Genomic DNA, 25105 nt, shown 5'->3' with positions numbered 1-25105 from the left:
CAACCTCTTTGCTTTTACAGGAAGTGACAAAATTTACCGATAACGCCCAGCAGCACGGTGATGCCAATCAGGCGCAGCGGGCTCCAGCCGCGGCGTACCAGCCAGAACATGATCAGGGTGTAGATCAGCGGCAGGAAAGCGGGCATCAGCTTGTCGATCACGTCGGCCTGCAGTTTGACTACGGCATCGCCCGCCTTAATTTCGAGCGTGGTATTGAGGCGGACGTAGGTGGCCACCAGCGCGCCGATAACCGTCATTCCGACGATAGACGCCGCGTGGCCGACCTTTTTGGTGTTGGCTTTGATCAGCGGAATGGCCGCCACGCCCATTCGGTAAGCGTAGTGTGCCAGACCAAAACGCAGGCCGAGGTGCACCACGTTAAACAGCACGATAAAGACCACGGCACCAAGAATCGAACCCTGCAGCGCCAGGCTCGCGCCGATACCGCCGCAGATGGGCAGCAGCGTGAGCCAGAACATGGCATCGCCAATGCCGCCGAGCGGCGCGCCCACGGCAATTTTGGTGCTCTGGATGCTGTTTACATCCTGCTTGGAGCGCTCCATAGCCAGAATGATGCCGATAACAAAGGTCACCAGGAACGGATGGGTATTGAAGAAGCCCATATGTCCTTTCATGGCGCGCGCAAGGTCCCGCTTGTTGGTATGGATTTTTTTCAGCGCGGGCAGCAATCCGTAAAGCCAGCCGGAGGCCTGCATACGTTCGTAGTTAAACGAGGCCTGCAGCAGCATGGAGCGCCAGGCGACGCGGTTAATATCCTTTTTCGTCAGCTCGGCGCCGATGCTCTGATCTTCGTAGACGTTTTCATTCACGCCGGTCAGCAGCGTCTCTTCGCGTTCAGACACGCCCGGCAGAGTGGTTTGGTTAGATGCCATCTTCGAATTCCTCTTTCTGGGCCGCGGGAGCCGTCGGTTCAGGTGATTTACGCATCAGGTCGATCAGCGCCATCGCCAGCGCGGCGGCCGCAATCGCCAGCACCGGAAGCTTGAGCCAGGCGGCGGCGACAAAACCGATAATGAAGTAAGGGATGTAGACGTTTTTCATCATGATCTTCAGCAGCACGGCGAAGCCGATGGCGGGCATGATGCCGCCCGCGACGCCGAGACCGTCAATCAACCGTGCCGGCAGAACATCAATGGCGGTTTTCGCATGTTCCGCGCCGAAGTAGATCGGCAGAAACGCGCACAGGAAATAGAAGATGCCGAGCGCCAGCAGCGCCAGATAGTTCACCCGTTCAATGCCGCGGGTATCGGCATTGGCCGCCATGCGATCGCAGCGCGACATCACGCCGGACATCACGGAGAAAAGGAACGTGATCCCCATCTGTACCGCGACCGCAAACGGCACGGCGACGCCAACGGCAACGTCCGGCTTCACCCCGGTGCTAATGGCAAATGCGGTCCCCACGATGGTGCCGATAATCACGTTCGGCGGCTGGGCGCCTGCGAGCGGGGCCAGCCCCATCCAGACCAGCTCCAGCGTACCGCCGGTCAAAATACCGGTATGCAGGTCGCCCAGAATCAGACCGACCAGCGGCCCGAGCACCACCGGGCGGTGCATGTGCGTTAACCCGTTAAACATATCCAGACCGGCGATAAAGGCGAGTATGCCCAACCCCAGCGCCTGCAACAGACTGATTTCCATTGTGAATCCCTCAGAGCAGTTTAAAGAGATCCAAAGCAGTTTCTGTTGGAACGCCCTGAACGAAGCATTCCACCCCGGCCGCTTTCAGGCCATTGAACGCGGCGATATCGTTCGCGTCGACAGAGACCGTTTTGGCAATTTGTTGTTTGCCACTGGCGTAGTGCATGTTTCCTACGTTGATACGGGTGATGGGCACGCCGCCCTCAACCAGCTTCAGAAAATCGGCCGGTGATTTGCAGACCAGCAGGATTTTCTGGCGGTCAGCGGCGCGGTGAATGTTGTCGATCGTTTTTTGCAGCGGCCAGAAGCGCACGGCGATCCCTTCCGCGAGCACCATCTCCATCAGGTTCTGTTGAACCGGATCGTCAGCCACCTCATCGTTGGCGACGAGTACCAGGTTTGCCCCCGCAAACCCCACCCACTGCACGCCTACCTGACCGTGGATCAGGCGCTCATCAATGCGGCATAAGACAATGTTTGGCATAGCGCTTTCCTCTTTTTATTATGCGTTTTGCGTTGTTACGCCTTCGCAGGCGGCGTGGTACTGCTGGAGTATGTCCTGAATGTGGTCGATGATGAGTTCCCGTGGCGTTGACTTGAGAGCGCCCTCGCGAACTTTGCCGTACTGCAGCGGCAGGTACTGGCTGATCAGCGGCAGCGGAATGGGCTCGTCTGCCAGGTTGCGCACCAGCCGTTCAAAAGCGTCGTCAATCTGGCTGTCCGGCCAGTAATAGCGCACGCGGTCAGAGTAGCTGTAGCCGCGGGCCAGGCGACGCGCGTTGCCGTCACCGTGGTAATGGCTTTGCCAGTATTCCGGGCGATCGAGCATGACGTTTTCCAGCACGTGACGCAGGCCAGAAACGGCTTTCGCTGGCAGCAGTTCCTCTTCGATGGCGGCCAGCGCGAAGAGCGCTTCGCGCAGGGCGAAGGTCAGGGCAGGGCCAACCTTCAGAATCGCAAAGTGATCGTTGACCAGCTTTCGCAGCGCCTGCGGCGTCTGGTAGTCGGTGGAGTGGGCTTCAAACACCAGCGTGTCGTAGGCTTCAACCATTTTGCTCAGGGCGACGGCTTTCTGCGGCTGATAGTCGCAGACGTGCGCATGGTCGAACTCCACGCCGGGCTGGACGACCAGACCAATAATGCGCGGCCAGATGTCGGTTAAGCCTTCCTTTTCTAATGCATGACGGTGCGCTTCAAGCGTGGCGCGGGCTGCGTCCGGCGTGGTGACTTCAAGTTCGGTGAGCGTCTCGTGCGCGCCACCGGGAACCGGTACTTCCGTGCCGATAACGTAGACCAGATCGGCTACACCAAACTGCTCGCGACAGGTCGCTTCGGCAATCTTCGCCAGGCGTGCGGCGCGTCCGGCGACGATCGCATCGGTCAGGGGAACCGGATCGTCCTCACAGGACATGCTGCAGTCGAGGTGGATCTTTTTGAACCCGGCAGAAACATAGCTTTTGATCAGATCGTCTGCGTTGGCCATCGCCTGTTCCGCAGGGAGATTTTGCCAGCGGTTGGGGCCTAAATGATCGCCGCCGAGGATCAGCTGTGACGTCGGGAAACCGAGCGACTCGGCAAGCTTGCAGACAAACCCGTGAAAATCAGCGGGCGTCATGCCGGTATAGCCGCCAAATTGATCCACCTGGTTGGAGGTGGCCTCGATCAGCAACGGGGATCGATGCGAATGCGCATAACGAATGGCCGCTTCCAGTACCAGCGGATGCGCGGAGCAGACGGCGTAAATCCCGTTTGAATTCCCCCGTTTATGGTGTTCCACCATTTCTGTCAGATGTTTCACTTTCCTCTCCATTTCGGATGGCAATGATATTTATCTTTCGTTTTGTTTCATTTAATCCTGCATCATGGTGATATAAAAATAAAACGAAAGATAATAGTTTTCCGATCTGTTTCACAAAAGAAACATAATGAAAGGTTTCAGCGCGATGCCAGCTTGCGTATCGTCACCATGCAGGGCTTGCATTCCCTTAAAGGAAAGGCCTTAATAGGCAAAACGAAATGAAACGAAAGAATATTAATTAAGGAACTCGCATGAGCAGCACCGATTCATCCGCGGAAAAGCGCATCACCGGCACCAGTGAAAGGCGAGAGCAGATCATTCAGCGGTTGCGGGCGCAGGGAAGCGTGCAGGTTAACGATCTGTCTCATCTGTACGGCGTATCGACGGTGACGATCCGCAACGACCTCGCCTTTCTTGAGAAGCAGGGTATTGCCGTTCGCGCTTACGGCGGCGCACTGATTTGCGAAGCCAACGTGTCGGGCGTCGAACCTTCCGTGGAAGACAAAAGCTCGCTGAATACCGCGGTGAAGCGCAGCATCGCGCAGGCCGCTGCCGCCCTGGTTAAATCCGGCCACCGCATTATTCTGGATTCCGGTACCACGACGTTTGAAATCGCCCGCATGCTGCGCCAGCACACGGACGTCATTGCGATGACCAACGGCATGAACGTGGCCAATGCGCTGCTGGAAGCGGAAGGGGTGGAGTTGCTGATGACCGGCGGACATTTACGCCGTCAGTCGCAATCTTTTTACGGTGACCAGGCCGAGCAGTCGCTACAGAATTACCATTTTGACCTGCTGTTCCTTGGCGTCGATGCCATCGATCTCGACCGTGGCGTGAGCACGCATAACGAAGACGAAGCCCGTCTGAACCGCAAGATGTGCGAGGTGGCGGATCGCATTATCGTGGTGACTGACTCCAGCAAGTTTAACCGCTCAAGCCTGCACAAGATTATCGACACGCAACGGATTGATATGATTATCGTTGATGAAGGTATACCGGTTGAAAGCCTGGAAGGGCTGCGTAAGAGCGGAATTGAAGTGGTGCTGGTGTAAGTTTTTTTACCCTCTCCCCTATGAGGCTGAGAAATCCCCAGTAATTTTCAAACCTAAAGCAATGTATGTGCCATCAGGGTTATGAATGCCTTACAGCGATGCCCCGGTCCGGCTGTAAATCGCCGAAGCGTTTCCGGAAGGCCGGGGCGAGGCGCAGGGATGCGCCGAGAGGGCGTGGCCTGCAGGGATGCAGGCTCATGCCCGACCCGATAGCCTGAAGGAATAAGCTGAGGGCACCGCGAAGCGGCGATTTACCGCCGGGAGCCCGGGTCGCCAGGGTGGTGGCGATTGAGCCACCCTGGCACGTTCACCGGTCATTTTGTCACAAAGTAGCAAGGAACATGAAGTGAACGGAATGACCACTACAGCCGTATGTTCCCCCCCTCACCCCAACCCTCTCCCTCAATGGAGAGGGGGCCGACTGTGCTGGCATTATTTTGTGGGGATCCCTCAGCCCCTATCGGGAGAGGGCAGGATGAGGGGACATCACGTCACCGGTGCCGGGTTAAACACCGCCAGCTGGTTATGCAATCCCCACTGGTCGGAGAACGTTTTCTTCCGCCCGCTCGCCACGTCCAGAATGAAGTGGAACAGCTTCCAGCCCACGTCCTCAATGCTCTCTTCCCCGGTGGCGATGGTGCCCGCGTTGATGTCCATTAAGTCATACCAGCGGTTTGCCAGCTCGGTGCGGGTCGCCATTTTGATCACCGGCACCGCCATCAGGCCATACGGCGTGCCGCGTCCGGTGGTAAAGACCTGCACCGTAATGCCGGATGCCACCTGCTGCGTGCCGCATACAAAATCGCTGGCCGGCGTTGCTGCATAGATCAGGCCGCGCGTCGTCGGACGCTGGCCCGGAGAGAGCACTTCTGCAATGGCGCTCTGACCGGATTTGGCAATGGAGCCGAGGGCTTTTTCCACCACGTTTGCCAAGCCGCCTTTTTTGTTCCCGGGCGAGGGGTTGGCGCTGCGGTCGGTTTTGCCCATATCGAGATAGTTATCGTACCAGGCCATCTCCTCAAGCAGGCGTTTGCCGACTTCTTCATTGACGGCGCGCGGCGTCAGGAGATGGATGGCGTCACGCACTTCGGTTACCTCGGAGAACATCACCGTGGCGCCGCAGCGCACAAGCAGATCGGACGCATAGCCCACCGCCGGGTTGGCCGTCACGCCGGAGAAGGCATCGCTGCCGCCACACTGGGTGCCGACCACCAGCTCCGAGGCCGGGCACGTTTCACGCTGGCGGCGGTTAAGTTTTTCCAGATGACGCTCCGCCACCTGCAGGATATCGTCGACCATTGAGCGGAAGCCCACGTGGCGTTCATCCTGCAGGCGCACGATGCTGGCCTCGTCTGCCGGAATGGCTTTGACATCTTCCGTGCCCTGCAGCAGACGCTCAGGCTGCAGTTTTTCGCACCCCAGGCCGATGACCATCACCTCGCCGCCAAAGTTTGGGTTCAGGGCGATATTGTGAATGGTCCGGATCGGCACCACGGCAGCGGGGGCGTTAATCGCTACGCCGCAGCCGTAGAGATGGTTCAGGCCAACTACGCCGTCGACGTTGGGGTATTTCGGCAGCAGATCGCGCTCGATGATTTTCACCACGTAATCCACGACGCCCGCCACGCAGTGCACGCTGGTGGTCATGCCGAGCAGGTTTTTGGTGCCAACGCTGCCGTCCGCGTTGCGGTAGCCTTCGAAGGTATAGCCTTCCAGCGGAGGAAGCGGTTCCGGCACGCGGGTCGCCAGCGGAAGCGTGTTCAGCGGCGGCGCTTCCGGCAGCGCAACCAGCGATTCCTCAACCCAGCTCCCCTGCGGTATAGCGCGAACGGCGTAGCCGATGACTTCACCGTAACGTACGATTTCGCCGTTAGCAGGGATATCCACCAGGGCGGCTTTATGTCCCTGCGGAATATGCTCGATCAGTTCCAGCCCGTCCGGGAAGCGGGTGCCCGCTTTTAAGCCATTGTCGTTGACAATAATTGCCACGTTATCGGTATCGTGTACTTTTATATAAAACGCCGTCGGCGATGCCTGTCGAATTTCAATGTCGGCCATTGTTCAGTATTCTCCAGCAAAGTGTCTGATATTAAGGTCAGCCAATTTTCTAATGGTAGAAATAAATACGCGGCTTTCAGAAATAAAGCATGTCAGTACAGGCGATATGAAAATGTGATCGCGATCGCTCCGGAACCCGTAATCCTTGATTCTGTGCATTAGCGCCCAGCATCCAGGGCATATGCAAAAATTTTTATCCAAATGTACCGCAATCCTTGAGCATTCAAACAATGTGCGCGCGTGGTTTGCGTCTTATACTGAATGACGATTTTATTACGCCTAAATACGTCAGAAAAATAAATATCATGCTGGCGCGGTGTCTGAATAAATAAAATGATGCTGAAAAGGCTGCGGAATTAAAAAGGTAAATACGATGAGTAACGATATCTTTCCGAATAAATTTAAAGCGGCCCTCGCGGCGCACCAGATTCAGATTGGCTGCTGGTCCGCGCTGGCAAACCCCATCAGCACCGAAGTGCTGGGCCTGGCCGGTTTCGACTGGCTGGTGCTGGACGGCGAACATGCGCCGAACGATATCAGCACCTTTATTCCGCAGCTGATGGCGCTGAAAGGCAGTCCCAGCGCCCCGGTTGTGCGCGTGCCGACTAACGAGCCGGTGATTATTAAGCGCCTGCTGGATATCGGTTTCTACAACTTCCTGATCCCGTTTGTGGAGACGGAAGAAGAGGCGGCGCTGGCCGTGGCCTCAACGCGCTATCCGCCAGAAGGGATCCGCGGCGTCTCCGTTTCGCATCGCGCCAATATGTTTGGCACCGTGCCGGACTACTTCACCCAGTCTAATAGCAACATCACCATTCTGGTTCAGATCGAAAGCCAGCAGGGCGTGGATAACGTCGACGCGATTGCCGCCACAAACGGCGTGGACGGCATCTTTGTCGGACCAAGCGATCTGGCGGCCGCCTTTGGACACCTGGGTAACGCCAGCCACCCTGACGTGCAGCGCGCCATCCAGCACATCTTTGCCCGCGCCAAGGCACACGGTAAACCGTGCGGCATCCTGGCGCCGGTTGAGGCTGACGCCCGTCGCTATCTGGAGTGGGGAGCCACCTTTGTTGCCGTCGGCAGCGATCTTGGGGTGTTCCGCTCAGCGACGCAAAAATTAGCGGACGCTTTTAAAAAATAACCATCATTGAGGAAACAGTTATGACGCTGAAAGTGGGTTTTATTGGCCTGGGGATCATGGGTAAACCAATGAGTAAGAACCTCATCAAAGCGGGTTACTCTCTGGTGGTCTCCGATCACAATTCGCATGCGGTAGCGGAGGTTATGGCGGCGGGCGCAGAAACGGCCACCACCGCGAAAGCGATTGCCGAGCAGTGCGACGTCATCATTACCATGCTGCCAAACTCCCCGCACGTTAAAGAGGTTGCGTTGGGAGAAAACGGCATTATCGACGGCGCCAGGCCTGGCCTGGTGCTGATTGACATGAGCTCTATCGCGCCGCTCGCAAGCCGTGAAATCAGCGAGGCGCTAAAAGCGAAGGGCGTCAATATGCTGGACGCGCCGGTCAGCGGCGGCGAGCCGAAAGCGATCGACGGCACGCTGTCGGTGATGGTCGGCGGTGATAAAGCTATTTTCGATAAATACTATGACCTGATGAAAGCGATGGCAGGCTCCGTGGTGCATACGGGTGAAATTGGCGCGGGCAACGTGACCAAGCTGGCGAACCAGGTCATTGTGGCGCTGAACATCGCCGCGATGTCCGAAGCGCTGACCCTCGCAACCAAAGCGGGCGTCAATCCGGACCTGGTCTATCAGGCCATTCGCGGTGGCCTGGCGGGCAGTACCGTGCTGGATGCCAAAGCGCCGATGGTGATGGATCGTAATTTCAAACCCGGTTTCCGCATCGACCTGCATATTAAAGATCTGGCGAACGCGCTGGATACATCACACGGCGTGGGCGCGCAGCTGCCGCTGACCGCGGCGGTCATGGAGATGATGCAGGCGCTGCGTGCCGATGGCCTGGGCACGGCCGATCACAGCGCGATTGCGTGCTATTACGAAAAACTGGCAAAGGTAGAAGTGGCGCGTTAATCACGGCTTACCCCTACCTGAGGGTGACAGCGGCGCGCAAACCCTCTATACTGCGCGCCGAAGCTGACCAGACAGTCGCCGCTTCGTCGTCGTCCCTTTCGGGGGAGACGGGCGGAGGGGAGGAAAGTCCGGGCTCCATAGGGCAGGGTGCCAGGTAACGCCTGGGGGGGAAACCCACGACCAGTGCAACAGAGAGCAAACCGCCGATGGCCCGCGCAAGCGGGATCAGGTAAGGGTGAAAGGGTGCGGTAAGAGCGCACCGCGCGGCTGGTAACAGTCCGTGGCACGGTAAACTCCACCCGGAGCAAGGCCAAATAGGGGTTCACATGGTACGGCCCGTACTGAACCCGGGTAGGCTGCTTGAGCCAGTGAGCGATTGCTGGCCTAGATGAATGACTGTCCACGACAGAACCCGGCTTATCGGTCAGCTTCAACTTCTTCTAAAACAATACGTTGGTGTGTCTCAGGCCTTCATAGGTGAAAATGTGACACAGACTGTGATACAAACGAGACACACCAACGGCTGTTCCATCTCGAATGTCCTAAAGCGTGGCAACCGCTACAGCCTTCATTTCAGACTACCTTCGGGCGGTTTTTTTCGCATGTCTCTGGGCTGCGACTCAGCCAGTAGAGCAAGGTTTATATCTTCCCGTCTCACTATGCTCATTTCTCTTGTAAAATCGTCCAAGATGGAGCCAGCCCAACTATTGGACATAGTGCATAAAATGAAGAAATTAGAACAAAAAGACATTGATGATTATTTGCTCAGTATTCAGGTCGCTTTTTATTCCGCCGCAAAAAAAATTCCAACAACTGTACGTAAGAGACTACGAAGCTCGACTTCATTAACTTTGGACTGACCTCGGTCCGGTAGACGATCCTGCCCTATAGTTGGACTGACCTCGGTCCGGTAGACGATCCTGCCCTATAGTTTGAGGATAGGAGGAGCGTATGGGCACACCACGATTTACACCTGAATTTAAGGAAGAAGCCGTCCGTCAGATAACGGAGCGCGGTTATTCCGTTGCCGAAGTATCCGACCGTCTGGGCGTTTCTGCGCACAGCCTCTACAAGTGGCTACGGGCTATCAAGCCTGATAACAGCGAACAGCATGCCCGGGATTTACTGGAAGCCAAAAGCGAGATCCTGAAGCTCAGGGCACAGCTGAAGCGCACTGAGGAAGAACGGGACATTCTGAAAAAGGCCGCGCGGTACTTTGCAAGGGAGCCCGACTGAAGTACCGCTTTATCAATGAGCACCGCACTGTATGGGGTGTCATGACGATGTGTCGGGTGTTGTGCGTTGCCCGGGCCGGGTTTTATGCGTGGCTGCATAATCCGGTCTCTGCGCGGGATAAAGATAACCAGCGTCTGCTGACGCTCATCCGCGATTCATATTCCCTGAGCGGTGGCGTATATGGCTATCGTCGGGTTCATGGCGATCTGAATGAAATCGGTGAAACCTGCGGCAAAAACCGGGTGGGTCGTATTATGCAACTGAACCGAATTAAAGCCGTACGTGGCTATAAAGCACCGCGTCGTATCGCCGGCCGACCTTCAGTGGTTGCCCCTAATCGCGTGCAGCGGCAGTTTACTGTTGTCCGGGCCAATCAGGTCTGGGTCACCGATATTACTTATATCCGCACCTGGCAGGGCTGGCTGTATCTGGCGGTGGTTATCGATCTCTTCGCCCGTAATGTGGTCGGCTGGTCGATGAAACCTACGTTGTCGCGGGAGCTGGCGCTGGATGCGCTGATGATGGCAGTCTGGCGACGTAAACCCGACGGCGAGGTTATCGTACACTCAGACCAGGGCAGTCAGTACGGCAGCGACGACTGGCAACGGTTCTGTCGCGCCAATAATCTGGCACCCAGTATGAGCCGACGTGGCAACTGCTGGGATAATGCGGTGGCCGAATCGTTCTTCAGTTCACTGAAAAAAGAACGGATCAGAAAACGCATCTATAAAACCCGGGATCTGGCCCGGGCCGATATCTTCGATTACATTGAAGTCTTCTATAACCGGTCCCGGCGTCACAGTCATCTCGGCGGCGTCAGTCCGGAGGCCTTTGAACAGGCCTCGTCGTGAGGACAGAATTTGTCTATGGGCGTGGGGTCAGTCCAGTCGTGATTTCGCACGCGCTGGTCTTCAATGATTCGTCATCATCAATAGTTATGGTGGCAAAAGTGCAGCCTAATCCAATAGCAATGTATGCGAAAAACCACGCCCACCTTCTGCCCTTCTTCATTCCCGCCGCTTTAGCTCGCCCGTAAACGTAGATTGGCGGGAAAACGAGAATACCCAGCGCCGATCCAACAAACTGTGGTTTAGATTCGTCTCCAGACTTAACCATTTCTTTTTGGTCGAAGATCACGCAGACGATGGCGACCACGTAAAAGACTGCGAAAGCGGCCTTATCATTCATCGTGAAAAAGTAAGCCAGCGCTGGACGCATCACCCTGAACAACCCAGACGAGCAAGAACTCCCCGGAGGAAAGCGCCTGTGCATCTACACCAGTAGCGCCGCAGGTACATTCACTTACATCACGAAGTCGAAAAAATGTGCAGCGGTGAAAAGTTTCGATGTTTCACAAGCTGAATGAAAACACAATAAACATTCACCACGTAAATATTATGGAACGCAGTTTCATTTTGAGGAAAAACCACTTCCGGTACATGGATGTTATTCGTACAATGGATTACGTAAGAAGATAAATTCACAGCAAGCAGAGGGACTTATGCAGCAATATACAAACGAAATCACCCCATCACTCATCGCTTCACATAAAAATCCTTTCCCTGCCGAACGCTGGGCTAACGCTAATGAGACAGAACGCCAGATATTCGAATCTCACGTTGAAGAAATGAAAGAGCGATCTTTAGTAGCGATCTGGCGTTTTGCCACAACTGGGGCGCTCACTCGTGACGGAGGGAGAATTGAGCAAGCCAGCGCTAACGATACATTTACTCTTGAGGATGGAAGTGAAGTAAGCCGGGCAATGGTTGGTGACTACGTTGTTTATCCTGACGGAACACGCGCAAAAATCATCAACGGATCGGGATCAGTCAATACCAGCGGCAACGGCGTTTCTTTTGCTCTCGTAGGAAGCCAGCTTGATAACGGTGATGTGATTGTTAGCACCCCACAAGATTATGCTCTCCTCTGCCAGTTAGATAACAGCCCCGCAATGCCAGCCGATTTTCTCGCTCCAGCAGCACTCTAAAAATTAAGGAGTCCAGAAAATGTCTACAGGTTTTTGGGTAGTACAGGGCGATAAAACAACTTGCGGGGGATCAGTGCTGACCGGACACCCGAAAGGGAAGAAGATTGGCCCGAATCAAAACAGACAGGCAACAGTGGGCTGTCAGGTATCCTGTGGTAAACATCCTGGCACCTACAGCGTAGCAGGTGGATACCCCGGCGAGTCTATTCACGGGCAATTAGCCGCCAGTACGCTCTACAGTCGTTCTACATGTCCGTGTAAGTCATTTTTCATCGCCACCCATACTTTTATGCGGCACGGTCCTTACCAGGCACCAGTAAAAGCAGCAACGGCCCCAGTGGCAGAAAAAGCCGTAACTGAACCAGTACAAGAGCCGGAACAACACGCCCAGACCGCTAGAAAGCACGTAGAAGAACAACCCAAGCCACAGGATTCAAAGCGCGAACCTGTAGACGCTGGTTTCTGTGTTTTACCCTTTGGTGCCGAAACCGGAGCCTATGAGCCGTGGCTATTTACTGGCGAACCACCAGCAGGGACGCGCGAACTTTACCGCGCTCTGAACGGCGCAGGAAAGGAGTATAAAGCCGGTTCTATTCTGCTGGTGGTTGACCCTGATAAGCAGGACAGCGATCAGATTGCCCACATGCAGGCCGCGAAGGCGCGTATTGATACGGCGTTAGCGCCACTCTCGCACCAACAAGCTAACTTTCTGTATAAGCACAAAGATACCATTGAGATGTTCGCCGCCGCTGCCACGACTGCAAACGACGCAGCCGGAAATGCGGGAAGAGCGACAGAAGCGGCAAAGGGATATTTCGAAAGAGTCGAGAAAATCCTCGTCGAGATCGAAAAGACATACAAAAACCAGTACATCACCAGCGGCACACTGATTGGCGAACAGTTTTTCGTTGAGCGTCGGCGGTTGTTTGGTCAACTTGATAGCGTCCTCAAAATGTTCATGAAGCATCGATTTATGTTCAACGAGTACACCGATCTGAAAAGCGCCCTTGGCCTCTCCAGCCGTTCTATTACCCACCGCTGGAACGAGACAGGCGTTAGCGATATTGAGGGTTACGCTACCCATATTGAGAAGCTGGCAAAGTACGTGAAGCTGATGGAAACCGCAGGGAAAATCGGCCTCGGCCTGTCTGCCCTTGATACCGCAGCGAAGATCACCGAAGCCTGCACCGTAGGCAGGGATTGTGAGAAAACCGCTTTTACTTCCATTGGTGAGTTTTCCGGGAGTTTACTTGGTGGGAGGGTTGCCACAAAAATATTGGCTGGCAGTTTGACGGAAACAGTCTGTGTTGCAATTTTGGGCGCGGCAACTTTTGAAGCCGGTGGCGCTGGAGCATTACTTTGTACGATTGGTGTAGCTGGTGGAGTCTCTTACGGAAGTGATAAAGCAATTTCTTCTATCGGCGGTCTTTTGGGAGAAAAACTTTACGAGGCTACCAGCGATGATTAGCACAATGGATAAAGCGTTCATTGTCGCAGGTTGCTTAGGCTTTGGATTTGCTATTGCGAGCTTGGTAGCGTCAGCTTTAAACAAGAAACGGTACAAAGAGATCTGCGTATTGTACAAAGAGAAGTTTGGTGACTTGCCAGCAATGGTTCAAATTTTCGATGACGTAAACACCCTCTACGTAGACTTTGCTTACAGCGTAAAAATGCAGTTCATTTTTAAGCCACTACTTTGGAATAAAAGTTCCAACATGACCAAACACGATGATAAGGATTTCATTCGAGGCTTACCGAAGCGTCTGATTGGTCCATTTTACTTGGAGCTATACCTTGCCATCGCAAGCCTTGGATTTTTTATCATTGCTGGAATTTTAATGTTTGTGATGAAGCATGGTGGGGGATGAGGAAAGGTCTATGGCTGGGCTTTGTCCCGGCCTTTCTTTTGCCTGATAACCTGCTTTATCTGTAACACAAAGTGAGATACAGTCTGAGACACAAGACAACTCCAGCGCCGTAGATGCCTGACGTATGGATGAACGAAGCCGCCTTATCGGTCAGCTTCAACTTCTTAAAAAACCCCGCTTCGGCGGGGTTTTTGCTTTCTGGGGATTGCAGGCCGGGTAAGCGCAGCGCCACCCAGCAGCGGACAAACGACATTAATTCTCATATTTGCGACATTAAGCACATTCCACTGCTTTTATCCCTTCATCGTCGCTCCTGCATCTGTAGACGATCTCCATCACAAAATTTCACGCTAAAAAACAGATGATTTTTAGTATTGATAATTTGTTAATGTTGTTACTCTAATGATCGCGAAACTTTTCTCGTTTGATATACATATATTGAAATCAAATACATTCCCTCCGTGAATATGTGACCTAATCCACTCTTTTAAGGAAGTCTGAAAATCCACCTCGAAAAAAATTGATAATTTGAAAGAATGTTTCAAACAAATAACGGTTATTTATTGGCCTTTAATTGCCTGAAATATCGTCTTTATTGCTTTTTTAAGGGCGTGGAAATTTATCCGGGTTATCGCCATAAAATAAATTTATTACTGCTATTTTTGTTGATCAATATCAGCGTAACAGCGTATTTAAATGTGCATATCTTATTGATATATAGTGATTTTTATTGTTATTGATAGTGTGGTTTAAAAGAGCCGGAAGGCAAATTGTGAGTAACAGCACATACCCCTTTAAACATTATTGAGTAGAATCCACCCCGTCATAGGGAAATAAGTGCAGAATATTATGAACACTATTATTCTACCGAAAACACAGCACCTCGTGGTATTTCAGGAAGTCATTAAAAGTGGCTCCATAGGTTCTGCTGCAAGACAACTGGGCCTGACGCAGCCCGCCGTGAGCAAAATCATCAGCGATATTGAATCCTACTTCGGCGTAGAAGTGATGGTGCGGAAAAACACCGGCGTAAAACTCACTGCCGCAGGCCAGGTGCTGCTCTCCTACTCAGAGTCGATTACCCGCGAAATGAAAAACATGGTGAGCGAGATCAACAGCCTGAGTTTCAGCACCGTGATGGACGTCTCCTTTGGCTATCCGTCGCTGATCGGCTTTACCTTCCTGTCCGAAATGATCAAAAAATTCAAGGAAGTGTTCCCGAAAGCGCGCGTATCCATGTATGAAGCCCAGCTCTCCTCTTTCCTGCCGGCCATTCGCGACGGACGTCTGGATTTCGCCATCGGCACGCTGAGCGATGAAATGCTGCTGCAGGATCTGCACGTCGAGCCGCTGTTTGAGTCCGAGTTTGTGCTGGTCGCCAGCAAAACGCGAACGTGCACCGGCCCGACGACGCTGGCATCGCTCACGCACGAGCAGTGGGTGATGCCGCAAACCGATATGGGCTACTACAAAGAACTTCTGACCACTCTGCAAGACAGCCACATCAGCATCGAAAACATCGTCCAGACCGATTCCGTCGTCACCATTTATAACCTTGTGCTGAATGCCGATTATCTGACGGTCATTCCCCGCGACATGATTGCCCCGTTCGGTTCTGACCAGTTTATCGTGCTGCCCGTAGAAGACGAATTACCCGTGGCGCGCTATGCCGCCGTGTGGTCTAAAAATTACAGAATTAAAAAATCAGCGTCAGTATTAGTTGAGCTGGCAAAACAATATTCGTCGATGAATATCGAAAGACGACGATGAATTGATAGAACGCATTTTAAAAATACCCGGAGCTTAGTTTTCTAACGCTCTGATACCCTGACTTTGCCTGAAAAGAATGAATTATTATAACGAGGATATTATGCACATTACTTACGATCTCCCGGTAACCATTGAAGATATTCAGGACGCCAGAAAACGCCTGGCAGGCAAGATATATAAAACCGGCATGCCGCGTTCGAATTATCTCAGCGAGCGCTGTAAGGGCGAAATATTCCTGAAGTTTGAGAACATGCAGCGTACCGGTTCGTTCAAAATTCGCGGCGCGTTTAATAAATTAAGCTCGCTGACCGACGCTGAAAAACGCAAGGGCGTGGTCGCCTGCTCCGCGGGAAACCACGCGCAGGGGGTCTCGCTCTCCTGCGCCATGCTCGGCATCGACGGCAAAGTGGTGATGCCGATGGGCGCGCCAAAATCCAAGGTGGCCGCGACGCGCGACTACTCGGCGGAAGTGGTGCTGCACGGTGAGAACTTCAACGACACCATCGCCAAAGTGAGCGAAATCGTCGAGATGGAAGGGCGTATTTTTATTCCGCCTTACGACGATGCCAAAGTGATTGCCGGGCAGGGCACCATCGGCCTGGAAATTCTCGAAGATTTATACGACGTGGATAACGTCATTGTCCCTATCGGCGGCGGCGGATTAATTGCCGGGATTGCGACGGCGATTAAATCGATCAACCCGACCATCAATATTATCGGCGTACAGTCTGAAAACGTGCACGGAATGGCCGCTTCCTGGCAGGCCGGAGAAATAACTAACCATCGCATTACCGGCACGTTAGCCGACGGCTGCGACGTTTCTCGCCCGGGGAAATTAACCTTCGAAATCGTTCGTGAACTGGTCGATGACATTGTGCTGGTGAGCGAAGACGATATTCGCAACAGCATGATCGCGCTTATTCAGCGAAATAAAGTGGTGACGGAAGGCGCAGGCGCGCTGGCCTGTGCCGCGTTGTTAAGCGGCAAGCTCGATCACTATATTCAGGGCCGCAAGACCGTCTGCATTATTTCCGGCGGCAATATCGATCTCTCCCGTGTTTCCCAAATTACCGGCTTCGTTGACGCATAAAGGTGACCTATGAGCAACACAGAAAGCATTATCGTTGGCCAGACAAAAACGTCCTCCTGGCGCAAGTCTGATACCACCTGGACGCTTGGCCTGTTTGGTACCGCCATTGGCGCAGGCGTGCTGTTCTTCCCCATTCGCGCAGGCTTTGGCGGGCTGATTCCTATCCTGCTGATGCTGGTTCTCGCGTTCCCGATTGCGTTTTACTGCCACCGCGCGCTGGCGCGTCTGTGCCTGTCCGGCAGCAACGTCTCCGGCAACATCACCGAAACGGTGGAAGAGCACTTTGGTAAAACCGGCGGGGTGGTGATCACGTTCCTCTACTTCTTCGCCATTTGCCCGCTGCTGTGGATTTACGGCGTCACCATTACCAACACCTTTATGACCTTCTGGGAAAACCAGCTCCAGCTGCCCGCGCTGAACCGCGGCGTGGTGGCGCTGTTCCTGCTGCTGCTGATGGCCTTTGTTATCTGGTTCGGTAAAGACCTGATGGTGAAGGTGATGAGCTTCCTGGTGTTCCCGTTCATCGCCAGCCTGGTGCTGATTTCCCTGTCTCTGATCCCTTACTGGAACTCGGCGGTGATCGACCAGGTCAACCTGAGCGATATCGCCTTCACCGGCCATGACGGCATTCTGGTCACGGTGTGGCTGGGTATCTCCATCATGGTCTTCTCCTTCAACTTCTCGCCTATCGTCTCCTCGTTCGTGGTCTCCAAGCGCGAAGAGTACGAGCCAACGTTCGGTAAAGCGTTCACCGAGCAAAAATGTTCCAAAATTATCAGCCGCGCCAGCATGCTGATGGTGGCCGTGGTAATGTTCTTCGCCTTTAGCTGCCTGTTCACGCTCTCCCCGCAGAACATGGCTGAGGCCAAAGCGCAGAACATTCCGGTGCTTTCTTACCTGGCAAACCACTTTGCCTCCATGTCCGGCTCCAAATCGACGTTTGCGACGGTGCTGGAATACGGTGCCTCCATCATCGCGCTGGTCGCTATCTTCAAATCCTTCTTCGGCCACTATCTGGGCACGCTGGAAGGGCTGAACGGCCTGATCCTCAAGTTCGGCTATAAGGGCGATAAGAAGAAAGTCTCTGTCGGCAAGCTGAACACCATCAGCATGGTGTTCATCATGGGCTCCACCTGGATTGTGGCCTACGCTAACCCGAACATTCTCGACCTTATTGAAGCCATGGGTGCGCCAATCATCGCCTCTCTGCTGTGCCTGCTGCCGATGTACGCCATCCGCAAAGCGCCAGCCATGGCGAAATATAAGGGCAAACCCGAGAACATCTTCGTCACGGTTGTGGGCCTGCTGACCATTCTGAATATCGTTTACAAACTGTTCTAACCCATTGCTCAGGAAGAGCGGAGTTACATGATGATTGAGTTTCCGGTAGTACTGGTTATTAACTGCGGTTCGTCCTCTGTTAAGTTTTCGGTGCTCGACGCCAGCAGCTGCGAGGCCCTGATGACGGGCATTGCGGACGGTATCAACACTGAAAAGGCCTTTATCTCCGTGAACGGGGGTGAGCCGGTCAAGCTGGCTCACCGGGACTACGAAGGGGCGCTGGCTGCCATCGCCCTGGAGCTGGAGAAGCGTAACCTGATGAGCAGCGTGGCCTTAATTGGCCACCGCATTGCGCACGGCGGCGACCTCTTCAGCGAGTCGACCCTGATTACGGAAGCGGTGATCGCGCAGATCCGCCAGGTCTCCCCGCTGGCGCCGCTGCATAACTACGCCAACCTGAGCGGCGTGGAAGCCGCAGAGCGCCTGTTCCCGGGCGCGCAGCAGGTGGCGGTATTTGACACCAGCTTCCACCAGACGCTGCCGCCGCAGGCGTATCTGTACGGATTGCCGTACCGCTATTTTGAAGAGCTGGGCGTGCGTCGCTACGGCTTCCACGGCACCTCTCACCGCTACGTGGCCGCGCAGGCGCATACGCTTCTCGGGCTGTCCCCCGATGACAGCGGCCTGGTGATTGCCCATCTCGGCAACGGAGCGTCCATCTGCGCGGTGCGCAACGGCGAAAGCGTGGATACTTCCATGGGGATGACGCCGCTGGAAGGGCTGATGATGGGCACGCGCTGCGGCGACGTAGATTTTGGCGCGATGGCGTGGATTGCCCAGCAGACCGGCCAGTCGTTTGAGGATCTGGAGCGTGTGGTCAACAAAGAGTCCGGGCTGCTGGGGATCTCCGGCATCTCCTCCGATTTACGCGCGCTGGAGAAAGCGTGGCACGAAGGCAACGAGCGGGCTGTGCTTGCGATCCGCACCTTCGTTCACCGCATTGCGCGGCATATTGCGGGGCACGCGGCGTCGCTGCACCGTCTGGACGGCGTGATCTTTACCGGCGGCATTGGCGAAAACTCGAAGCTGATCCGCGCGCTGGTGGCGGAGCATCTGAACGTGTTCGGCATCCGCCTCGACGACGCCAAAAATGCCCTGCCGGGCAGCGCGGGCGAGCGCGTCATCTCGACCGGGTCGTCCCGCGTGGTCTGCGCGGTTGTCCCTACCAACGAAGAAAAAATGATCGCGCTGGACGCCCTCCGTCTTGGGAAGGTGACACCGGCTGCGGCTTACGCCTGATAAAGCGAGAATCCACATGAAAGTAACAATCGATACGGGCGTCGCGCCCTACAGCGACGCATGGGCCGGGTTTCGCGGTGAAGAATGGAAAAACGCCGTCAACGTGCGCGATTTTATTCAGCATAACTACACCCCTTATGACGGCGACGAAGCTTTCCTCGCGCAGGCGACGCCAGCAACGACGGCGCTGTGGCAGAAGGTGATGGTCGGCATTCGTCAGGAGAACGCCACCCACGCCCCGGTGGATTTTGATACCAACATTGCCACCACCATTACGGCCCACGGGCCGGGCTATATCGACCAGGATCTGGAGACGATCGTCGGGCTGCAAACCGATAAGCCGCTCAAGCGCGCGCTCCATCCGTACGGCGGGATCAACATGATCCGCAGCTCGTTCGAAGCCTACGGTCGCGAGATGGATCCGCAGTTCGAATACCTGTTTACCGACCTGCGTAAAACCCACAACCAGGGCGTGTTTGACGTCTACTCGCCGGAGATGATGCGCTGCCGTAAATCCGGCGTGCTGACCGGCTTGCCGGACGGCTACGGACGCGGGCGCATCATCGGTGACTATCGCCGCGTGGCGCTGTACGGCATCGCCTATCTGGTACGCGAGCGTGAGCTGCAGTTTGCGGATCTGCAGGGCAGGCTGGAGCGCGGCGAAGATCTCGAAGCGACGATCCGCCTGCGTGAAGAGCTGGCGGAGCACAAGCGCGCGCTGCTGCAGATCCAGCAGATGGCGGCGAGCTACGGCTTTGATATCTCGCGTCCGGCGATGAACGCGCAGGAAGCGGTGCAGTGGGTCTACTTTGCCTACCTGGCGGCGGTAAAATCCCAGAACGGCGGGGCGATGTCGCTGGGACGCACGGCCTCGTTCCTCGATATCTACATCGAACGCGACATGCAGGCGGGGCGGCTGAATGAAGTCCAGGCGCAGGAGCTGATCGACCACTTCATCATGAAGATCCGCATGGTGCGCTTCCTGCGCACGCCGGAGTTCGACACGCTCTTCTCCGGCGATCCCATCTGGGCGACGGAAGTGATCGGCGGCATGGGGCTGGACGGACGCACGCTGGTGACCAAAAACAGCTTCCGCTATCTGCATACCCTGCACACCATGGGGCCCGCGCCGGAGCCAAACCTGACGATCCTCTGGTCTGAACAGCTGCCGATCGCGTTCAAGAAATATGCCGCGCAGGTGTCGATCGTCACCTCTTCGCTGCAGTATGAGAACGACGATCTGATGCGTGCGGACTTCAACAGCGACGACTACGCCATTGCCTGCTGCGTCAGCCCGATGGTGATCGGCAAGCAGATGCAGTTCTTTGGCGCGCGCGCCAACCTCGCCAAAACGCTGCTGTACGCGATCAACGGCGGGGTGGACGAGAAGCTGAAGATTCAGGTCGGCCCGAAGACCGCGCCGCTGCTGGACGACGTGCTGGATTACGACACCGTGATGGCGAGCCTCGATCACTTTATGGACTGGCTGGCGGTGCAGTACATCAGCGCGCTGAATCTCATTCACTACATGCATGATAAGTACAGCTACGAAGCCTCGCTGATGGCGCTGCACGACCGGGACGTCTATCGCACCATGGCCTGCGGCATTGCCGGGCTGTCGGTAGCGGCGGATTCCCTGTCGGCCATTAAATATGCCACGGTGAAACCGGTGCGCGACCATACCGGTCTGGCGGTCGATTTCGTGATAGAAGGGGACTATCCGCAGTACGGCAACAACGACGATCGCGTGGACAGCATCGCCTGCGATCTGGTGGAACGCTTTATGAAGAAAATTCAGGCGCTGCCAACCTACCGCAACGCGGTACCGACCCAGTCGATCCTGACCATCACCTCCAACGTGGTTTATGGGCAGAAGACCGGCAACACGCCGGACGGACGACGCGGCGGCACGCCGTTTGCCCCGGGCGCGAACCCGATGCACGGCCGCGACAGAAAAGGGGCGGTGGCCTCGCTGACGTCGGTTGCCAAGCTGCCGTTCACCTATGCCAAAGACGGGATCTCCTACACCTTCTCCATCGTGCCGCAGGCGCTGGGCAAGGACGAGCTGGTGCGCAAAACCAACCTGGTGGGGCTGCTGGACGGGTACTTCCACCATGAAGCGTCTATTGAGGGCGGGCAGCACCTGAACGTTAACGTTATGAACCGGGAGATGCTGCTGGATGCCATTGCTCATCCCGAAAATTATCCGAACCTGACGATCCGCGTATCGGGCTATGCCGTACGCTTCAATGCGCTGACGCGCGAGCAGCAGCAGGATGTGATTTCGCGAACCTTTACCCAATCTATCTGATAAAAGTCAGTTCTCATGCCCCCTCAGCGCAGGGGGCATTTTTTTGTCCCGTCGAACATACAAAATTGTTTATATAATTACTCACACATATTCATCCGCTCTTGAAAAACAATATGTCTGCCCTTCCCTATCACAGCATGTAAGGATAATAAGATGATGAAAATGACCCGTATTGCGTTGGCCGCCGCGGCGCTGGCCCTGTGCAGTTTTACGGCGCAGGCCGCGAACGTTGAGGCAGCTCCTTCTCCATCGCAGGATCCGCTGGTTCAGCACCTGAAGCTCAGCAACGAGCAGGTTAAGAAGATTAACGATCTGCATAAGCAGCTGGAACAAAACGTCAGCAAGATCCCGATGACGGGCGTGAAGGACCGCGCGCTGATCGACATGTTCCAGGCGGGCAAATGGGACGAAAGCACGGTGAAGAGCCAGCTTAGCGCGTTTAGCAAAATTGAAGAGCAGGCCCGCTATTACCGCGTGAAATATTACTTCGACGTCAGTCAGGTGTTAACGCCGGAACAGCGTAAACAGATTCGAACCGATATGGCTAACGCGCTGGCTGAGTGATTTCCTGCCCGCGCATGGCGCGGGTTTATATTTCTTGAACGTCGTCACTTTTAGAAAAATCCCACATTTCAAACCTGAATAAAAGCAAATTTTCCTCCAGCCTCTGAAAATCCACACAAAGATTATGACTTTTTTCTCCGCCTCTGCGGATATGATCTTCCCACACCAATAACAAGCACCTGCTGCCCTCTGATTCGCAATCGCTGGCGATCGGAACCCTATAAAAACAACTGTTTACCCTACAAAATAAGCGAGTGCCCCATGGATACGGCAACAAACAGCAGTGTGATTGTGAATGATTCCCCCGCGGCAAGGCGGGCGGGAATGAGTGAAAGCGAGTGGCAAGAGGCCATTAAATTCGACAGCACCGACACGGGCTGGGTCATCATGAGTATCGGGATGGCTATTGGCGCGGGGATTGTTTTTCTCCCGGTACAGGTAGGATTAATGGGGCTGTGGGTATTTTTGCTCTCATCAATAATTGGCTATCCGGCCATGTACCTGTTCCAGCGCCTGTTTATTAATACGCTGGCGGAATCGCCGGAGTGCAAAGACTACCCGAGCGTAATTAGCGGCTATTTAGGTAAAAACTGGGGCATCTTGTTAGGCGCGCTCTATTTCGTGATGCTGGTGATCTGGATGTTTGTCTATTCCACGGCTATTACCAACGATAGCGCCTCGTATTTGCACACCTTCGGCGTGACCGACGGTTTACTCTCGGAGAACCCATTCTACGGTCTATGCCTGATCTGCATTCTGGTCGCGATTTCTTCACGCGGTGAAAAGCTGCTGTTCAAAGTCTCCAGCCTGATGGTACTTACCAAGCTGTTTGTCGTGGCGGCGCTGGGGCTGTCGATGATTGGACTCTGGCACCTGGCCAACGTGGGCATGCTCCCGCCAGCGGGGCTGCTGATCAAAAACGCCATCATTACGCTGCCTTTTACCTTAACCTCGATTCTCTTTATTCAGACCCTGAGCCCGATGGTTATCTCATACCGTTCACGGGAAAAATCCGTGGAGGTGGCGCGCCATAAAGCGCTGCGGGCGATGAATATTGCCTTCGGCATACTGTTTGTGACGGTCTTTTTCTACGCCGTCTCCTTCACGCTGGCGATGGGGCACGATGAGGCGGTTAAAGCGTACGAACAGAACATTTCGGCTCTGGCGATTGCGGCGCAGTTTATCAGCGGTGACGGCGCGGGCTGGGTCAAAATCGTCAGCGTGATCCTGAATATCTTCGCCGTGATGACCGCGTTCTTCGGCGTCTATCTCGGCTTTCGCGAGGCCACGCAGGGGATCGTCATGAACATCCTGCACCGCAAAATGCCGGCAGAGAAAATCAATGAGAACGCCGTCCAGCGCGGGATTATGCTGTTCGCCATTCTGCTGGCCTGGAGCGCGATTGTCCTGAACGCGCCGGTGCTGAGCTTCACCTCCATCTGTAGCCCTATCTTCGGCATGGTGGGTTGCCTGATCCCGGCATGGCTGGTCCACAAGGTACCGGCCCTGCATAAATATAAGGGCGTATCGCTGGTGATTATCATCATCACCGGACTGCTGCTTTGTGTTTCTCCTTTCCTCGCATTCTCCTGAGGGTAATTAAGGTCGTAACGATGTCTGAGCAAAATCATCCTTTATGGAATCAATTTATTCGCGCGGTGCAGGAAGAAGTTAAGCCTGCGCTGGGGTGTACCGAACCCGTTTCTCTGGCATTGGCCTGTGCGATTGCCGCAGACCTTCTGCCGGGGGAGGTCACGCAGATTGAGGCGTGGGTATCGCCAAATCTGATGAAAAACGGGCTGGGCGTGACGGTGCCCGGTACCGGTATGGTCGGGCTGCCCATTGCAGCGGCGCTGGGCGCCATCGGTGGCAATGCGCAGGCGGGGCTGGAGGTGCTGAAAGACGCCACCGCCGATGCGCTGGCGCGCGCCAGGTCGATGCTCAACGCCGGGCTGGTGCAGGTGAAATTGCAGGAGCCGTGCGATGAGATCCTTTATTCGCGTGCCTGCGTTTACGCCGGAGAGGCTTCGGCTATGGTGACCATTGCGGGGGGGCATACCCGCGTGGTGGAAGTGGTTTGTCAGGGCGAAACGCGCTTCAGGCTTGACGATCGGCAGGCCGAGGTAAGTAACGATCCGCTGGCGGTACTCTCAAACACCACGCTCTCGCAGATCCTTGAGTTTGTGGAACAGATACCGTTCGATGCGATCCGCTTTATTCTCGATGCGGGGCGTCTGAACGATGCGCTCTCCCGCGAAGGTTTAAGCGGTCACTGGGGGCTGCACATAGGCGCAACGCTCAGTAAACAGCGTTCTCGCGGATGGCTGGCGCAGGATCTGGGGTCAGACATTGTTATCCGCACCAGCGCCGCATCGGACGCCAGGATGGGCGGCGCGACGCTGCCGGCGATGAGCAATTCGGGCTCCGGTAATCAGGGGATCGCCGCCACCATGCCGGTTGTCGTGGTCGCTGAGCACCTTAAGGCTGATGACGAACGGCTGGCGCGGGCGCTGATGCTGTCGCATCTGTCGGCTATCTATATTCATTACCAGCTTCCGCGCCTCTCCGCGCTGTGTGCGGCGACAACGGCGGCAATGGGCGCTGCGGCGGGGATGGCGTGGCTGATGGGGGGCAGTTACCAGACCATTGCGACGGCGATCGGCAGTATGATTGGCGACGTCAGCGGCATGATCTGCGACGGGGCATCAAACAGCTGTGCCATGAAGGTCTCAACCAGCGTCAGTAGCGCCTGGAAAGCGGTGATGATGGCGCTGGATGACTCGGGCGTGACGGGTAACGAGGGGATTGTGGCGCACGATGTGTAGCAGTCGATCGCAAACCTGTGCGCGCTGGCGTGCCGCTCGATGCAGGCAACGGACCGGCAGATTATTGAGATTATGGCGAGTAAGGTGTAGCGCATCTCCCTCTCCCTGTGGGGTGAGGGATCCCCAGTAATGTTATACCTGAAGCGATGCATGTGACTTCGGGAAAATTAATGGCTTACAGCGATGCCCTGGTCCGGCTGTAAATCGCTGAGGCGTTTCCTGTAGGCCGGGGCGAGGCGCATGGAT

20 protein-coding genes, 1 other RNA gene and 1 pseudogene are annotated in these 25105 nt (G+C 55.2%); 16 read left to right on the top strand and 6 right to left on the bottom strand.

Going from position 1 to position 25105, the window contains the following annotated elements; all coding sequences use genetic code 11:
* Nucleotides 1–14: 14 nt before the first annotated feature.
* Genes agaE through kbaZ form a run of 4 tightly spaced genes read right to left on the bottom strand, consistent with a single transcriptional unit; the run spans nt 15 to nt 3472 of the window.
* Entirely contained in the window at nt 15–893 is an 879-nt protein-coding gene (agaE, locus tag L6R44_RS13150) for a PTS N-acetylgalactosamine transporter subunit IID (protein WP_045331038.1), read from the bottom strand.
* Nucleotides 883–1662 (bottom strand): PTS N-acetylgalactosamine transporter subunit IIC, encoded by a 780-nt coding sequence (gene agaW / locus L6R44_RS13145; RefSeq protein WP_045331040.1) that lies wholly within the window; start codon nt 1660–1662, stop codon nt 883–885. Before agaW ends, agaE begins: the two co-directional genes overlap by 11 nt.
* Nucleotides 1663–1672: 10 nt before the next feature.
* Nucleotides 1673–2146 carry a PTS N-acetylgalactosamine transporter subunit IIB gene (gene agaV, locus L6R44_RS13140; protein WP_126300131.1) on the bottom strand — a complete coding sequence of 158 codons (474 nt, stop codon included), beginning with the start codon at nt 2144–2146 and terminating at the stop codon, nt 1673–1675.
* Nucleotides 2147–2164: 18 nt separating this feature from the next.
* Nucleotides 2165–3472 carry a tagatose-bisphosphate aldolase subunit KbaZ gene (gene kbaZ, locus L6R44_RS13135; protein ID WP_237424473.1) on the bottom strand — a complete coding sequence of 436 codons (1308 nt, stop codon included), beginning with the start codon at nt 3470–3472 and terminating at the stop codon, nt 2165–2167.
* Nucleotides 3473–3711: 239 nt separating this feature from the next.
* On the opposite strand from kbaZ, the gene L6R44_RS13130 reads away from it, so the two are divergent.
* Complete coding sequence (locus L6R44_RS13130) at nt 3712–4515, top strand: DeoR family transcriptional regulator (RefSeq protein WP_237424472.1); 804 nt, start codon at nt 3712–3714, stop codon at nt 4513–4515.
* Between the two features lie 486 nt (nt 4516–5001).
* Here L6R44_RS13130 and garD read toward each other — a convergent pair whose 3' ends face one another.
* Nucleotides 5002–6573, bottom strand: a complete 1572-nt coding sequence (gene garD / locus L6R44_RS13125) for a galactarate dehydratase (protein ID WP_237424471.1) — start codon at nt 6571–6573, stop codon at nt 5002–5004.
* A gap of 373 nt (nt 6574–6946) precedes the next feature.
* Between garD and garL the strand changes: the two genes are divergently transcribed.
* The 4 genes from garL to L6R44_RS13105 all read left to right on the top strand — a co-directional run bounded on the left by garL (nt 6947) and on the right by L6R44_RS13105 (nt 10715).
* The gene (gene garL, locus L6R44_RS13120) at nt 6947–7717 is read left to right on the top strand and encodes a 2-dehydro-3-deoxyglucarate aldolase (protein WP_237424470.1); all 771 of its coding nucleotides are present in this window, start codon (nt 6947–6949) and stop codon (nt 7715–7717) included.
* Nucleotides 7718–7737: 20 nt separating this feature from the next.
* On the top strand, nt 7738–8628 hold the full coding sequence (gene garR, locus L6R44_RS13115) for a 2-hydroxy-3-oxopropionate reductase (RefSeq protein WP_237424469.1): 891 nt from the start codon (nt 7738–7740) through the stop codon (nt 8626–8628).
* A 59-nt stretch (nt 8629–8687) separates the two neighbouring features.
* Nucleotides 8688–9064: RNase P RNA component class A (gene rnpB, locus L6R44_RS13110), an RNA gene on the top strand.
* A 515-nt stretch (nt 9065–9579) separates the two neighbouring features.
* A protein-coding gene (locus L6R44_RS13105; RefSeq protein WP_237424468.1) for an IS3 family transposase occupies nt 9580–10715 on the top strand; the annotation gives its coding sequence in 2 pieces (ribosomal slippage) (nt 9580–9826 and nt 9826–10715; 1137 coding nt in all).
* Between the two features lie 13 nt (nt 10716–10728).
* On the opposite strand, the gene L6R44_RS13100 is transcribed toward L6R44_RS13105, so the two are convergent.
* Nucleotides 10729–11085: a hypothetical protein gene (locus L6R44_RS13100; RefSeq protein ID WP_337249845.1), complete on the bottom strand. Its 357-nt coding sequence runs from the start codon at nt 11083–11085 to the stop codon at nt 10729–10731.
* A 280-nt stretch (nt 11086–11365) separates the two neighbouring features.
* Between L6R44_RS13100 and L6R44_RS13095 the strand changes: the two genes are divergently transcribed.
* The 11 genes and pseudogenes from L6R44_RS13095 to L6R44_RS13045 all read left to right on the top strand — a co-directional run bounded on the left by L6R44_RS13095 (nt 11366) and on the right by L6R44_RS13045 (nt 24949).
* Nucleotides 11366–11851 carry a PAAR domain-containing protein gene (locus tag L6R44_RS13095; protein ID WP_237424467.1) on the top strand — a complete coding sequence of 162 codons (486 nt, stop codon included), beginning with the start codon at nt 11366–11368 and terminating at the stop codon, nt 11849–11851.
* A 19-nt stretch (nt 11852–11870) separates the two neighbouring features.
* Entirely contained in the window at nt 11871–13319 is a 1449-nt protein-coding gene (locus tag L6R44_RS13090; RefSeq protein WP_237424466.1) for a PAAR domain-containing protein, read from the top strand.
* Nucleotides 13320–13323: 4 nt separating this feature from the next.
* Entirely contained in the window at nt 13324–13719 is a 396-nt protein-coding gene (locus L6R44_RS13085; RefSeq protein WP_237424465.1) for a hypothetical protein, read from the top strand.
* A gap of 849 nt (nt 13720–14568) precedes the next feature.
* Nucleotides 14569–15489 carry a transcriptional regulator TdcA gene (gene tdcA / locus L6R44_RS13080; protein WP_237424464.1) on the top strand — a complete coding sequence of 307 codons (921 nt, stop codon included), beginning with the start codon at nt 14569–14571 and terminating at the stop codon, nt 15487–15489.
* A 100-nt stretch (nt 15490–15589) separates the two neighbouring features.
* Nucleotides 15590–16579: a bifunctional threonine ammonia-lyase/L-serine ammonia-lyase TdcB gene (gene tdcB / locus L6R44_RS13075; RefSeq protein ID WP_032642723.1), complete on the top strand. Its 990-nt coding sequence runs from the start codon at nt 15590–15592 to the stop codon at nt 16577–16579.
* 9 nt (nt 16580–16588) lie between these two features.
* A complete protein-coding gene (tdcC, locus tag L6R44_RS13070; RefSeq protein WP_237424463.1) occupies nt 16589–17920 on the top strand; it encodes a threonine/serine transporter TdcC in 1332 nt (443 codons plus the stop codon).
* 30 nt (nt 17921–17950) lie between these two features.
* Nucleotides 17951–19159 (top strand): propionate kinase, encoded by a 1209-nt coding sequence (tdcD, locus tag L6R44_RS13065; protein ID WP_237424501.1) that lies wholly within the window; start codon nt 17951–17953, stop codon nt 19157–19159.
* Between the two features lie 16 nt (nt 19160–19175).
* A complete protein-coding gene (gene pflB, locus L6R44_RS13060; protein ID WP_237424462.1) occupies nt 19176–21470 on the top strand; it encodes a formate C-acetyltransferase in 2295 nt (764 codons plus the stop codon).
* A gap of 153 nt (nt 21471–21623) precedes the next feature.
* Nucleotides 21624–22034, top strand: coding sequence for a Spy/CpxP family protein refolding chaperone (locus L6R44_RS13055; protein ID WP_237424461.1), 411 nt, complete (start codon nt 21624–21626; stop codon nt 22032–22034).
* Nucleotides 22035–22295: 261 nt separating this feature from the next.
* On the top strand, nt 22296–23627 hold the full coding sequence (locus L6R44_RS13050) for an amino acid permease (RefSeq protein WP_237424460.1): 1332 nt from the start codon (nt 22296–22298) through the stop codon (nt 23625–23627).
* 20 nt (nt 23628–23647) lie between these two features.
* Nucleotides 23648–24949: pseudogene (locus tag L6R44_RS13045) on the top strand (L-cysteine desulfidase family protein).
* Nucleotides 24950–25105 lie beyond the last annotated feature (156 nt).

It is taken from the genome of Enterobacter cloacae complex sp. ECC445 (genome assembly GCF_021892025.1).
GTDB lineage: Bacteria > Pseudomonadota > Gammaproteobacteria > Enterobacterales > Enterobacteriaceae > Enterobacter > Enterobacter chengduensis.
This window is presented reverse-complemented; position numbering and strand designations above follow the sequence as displayed.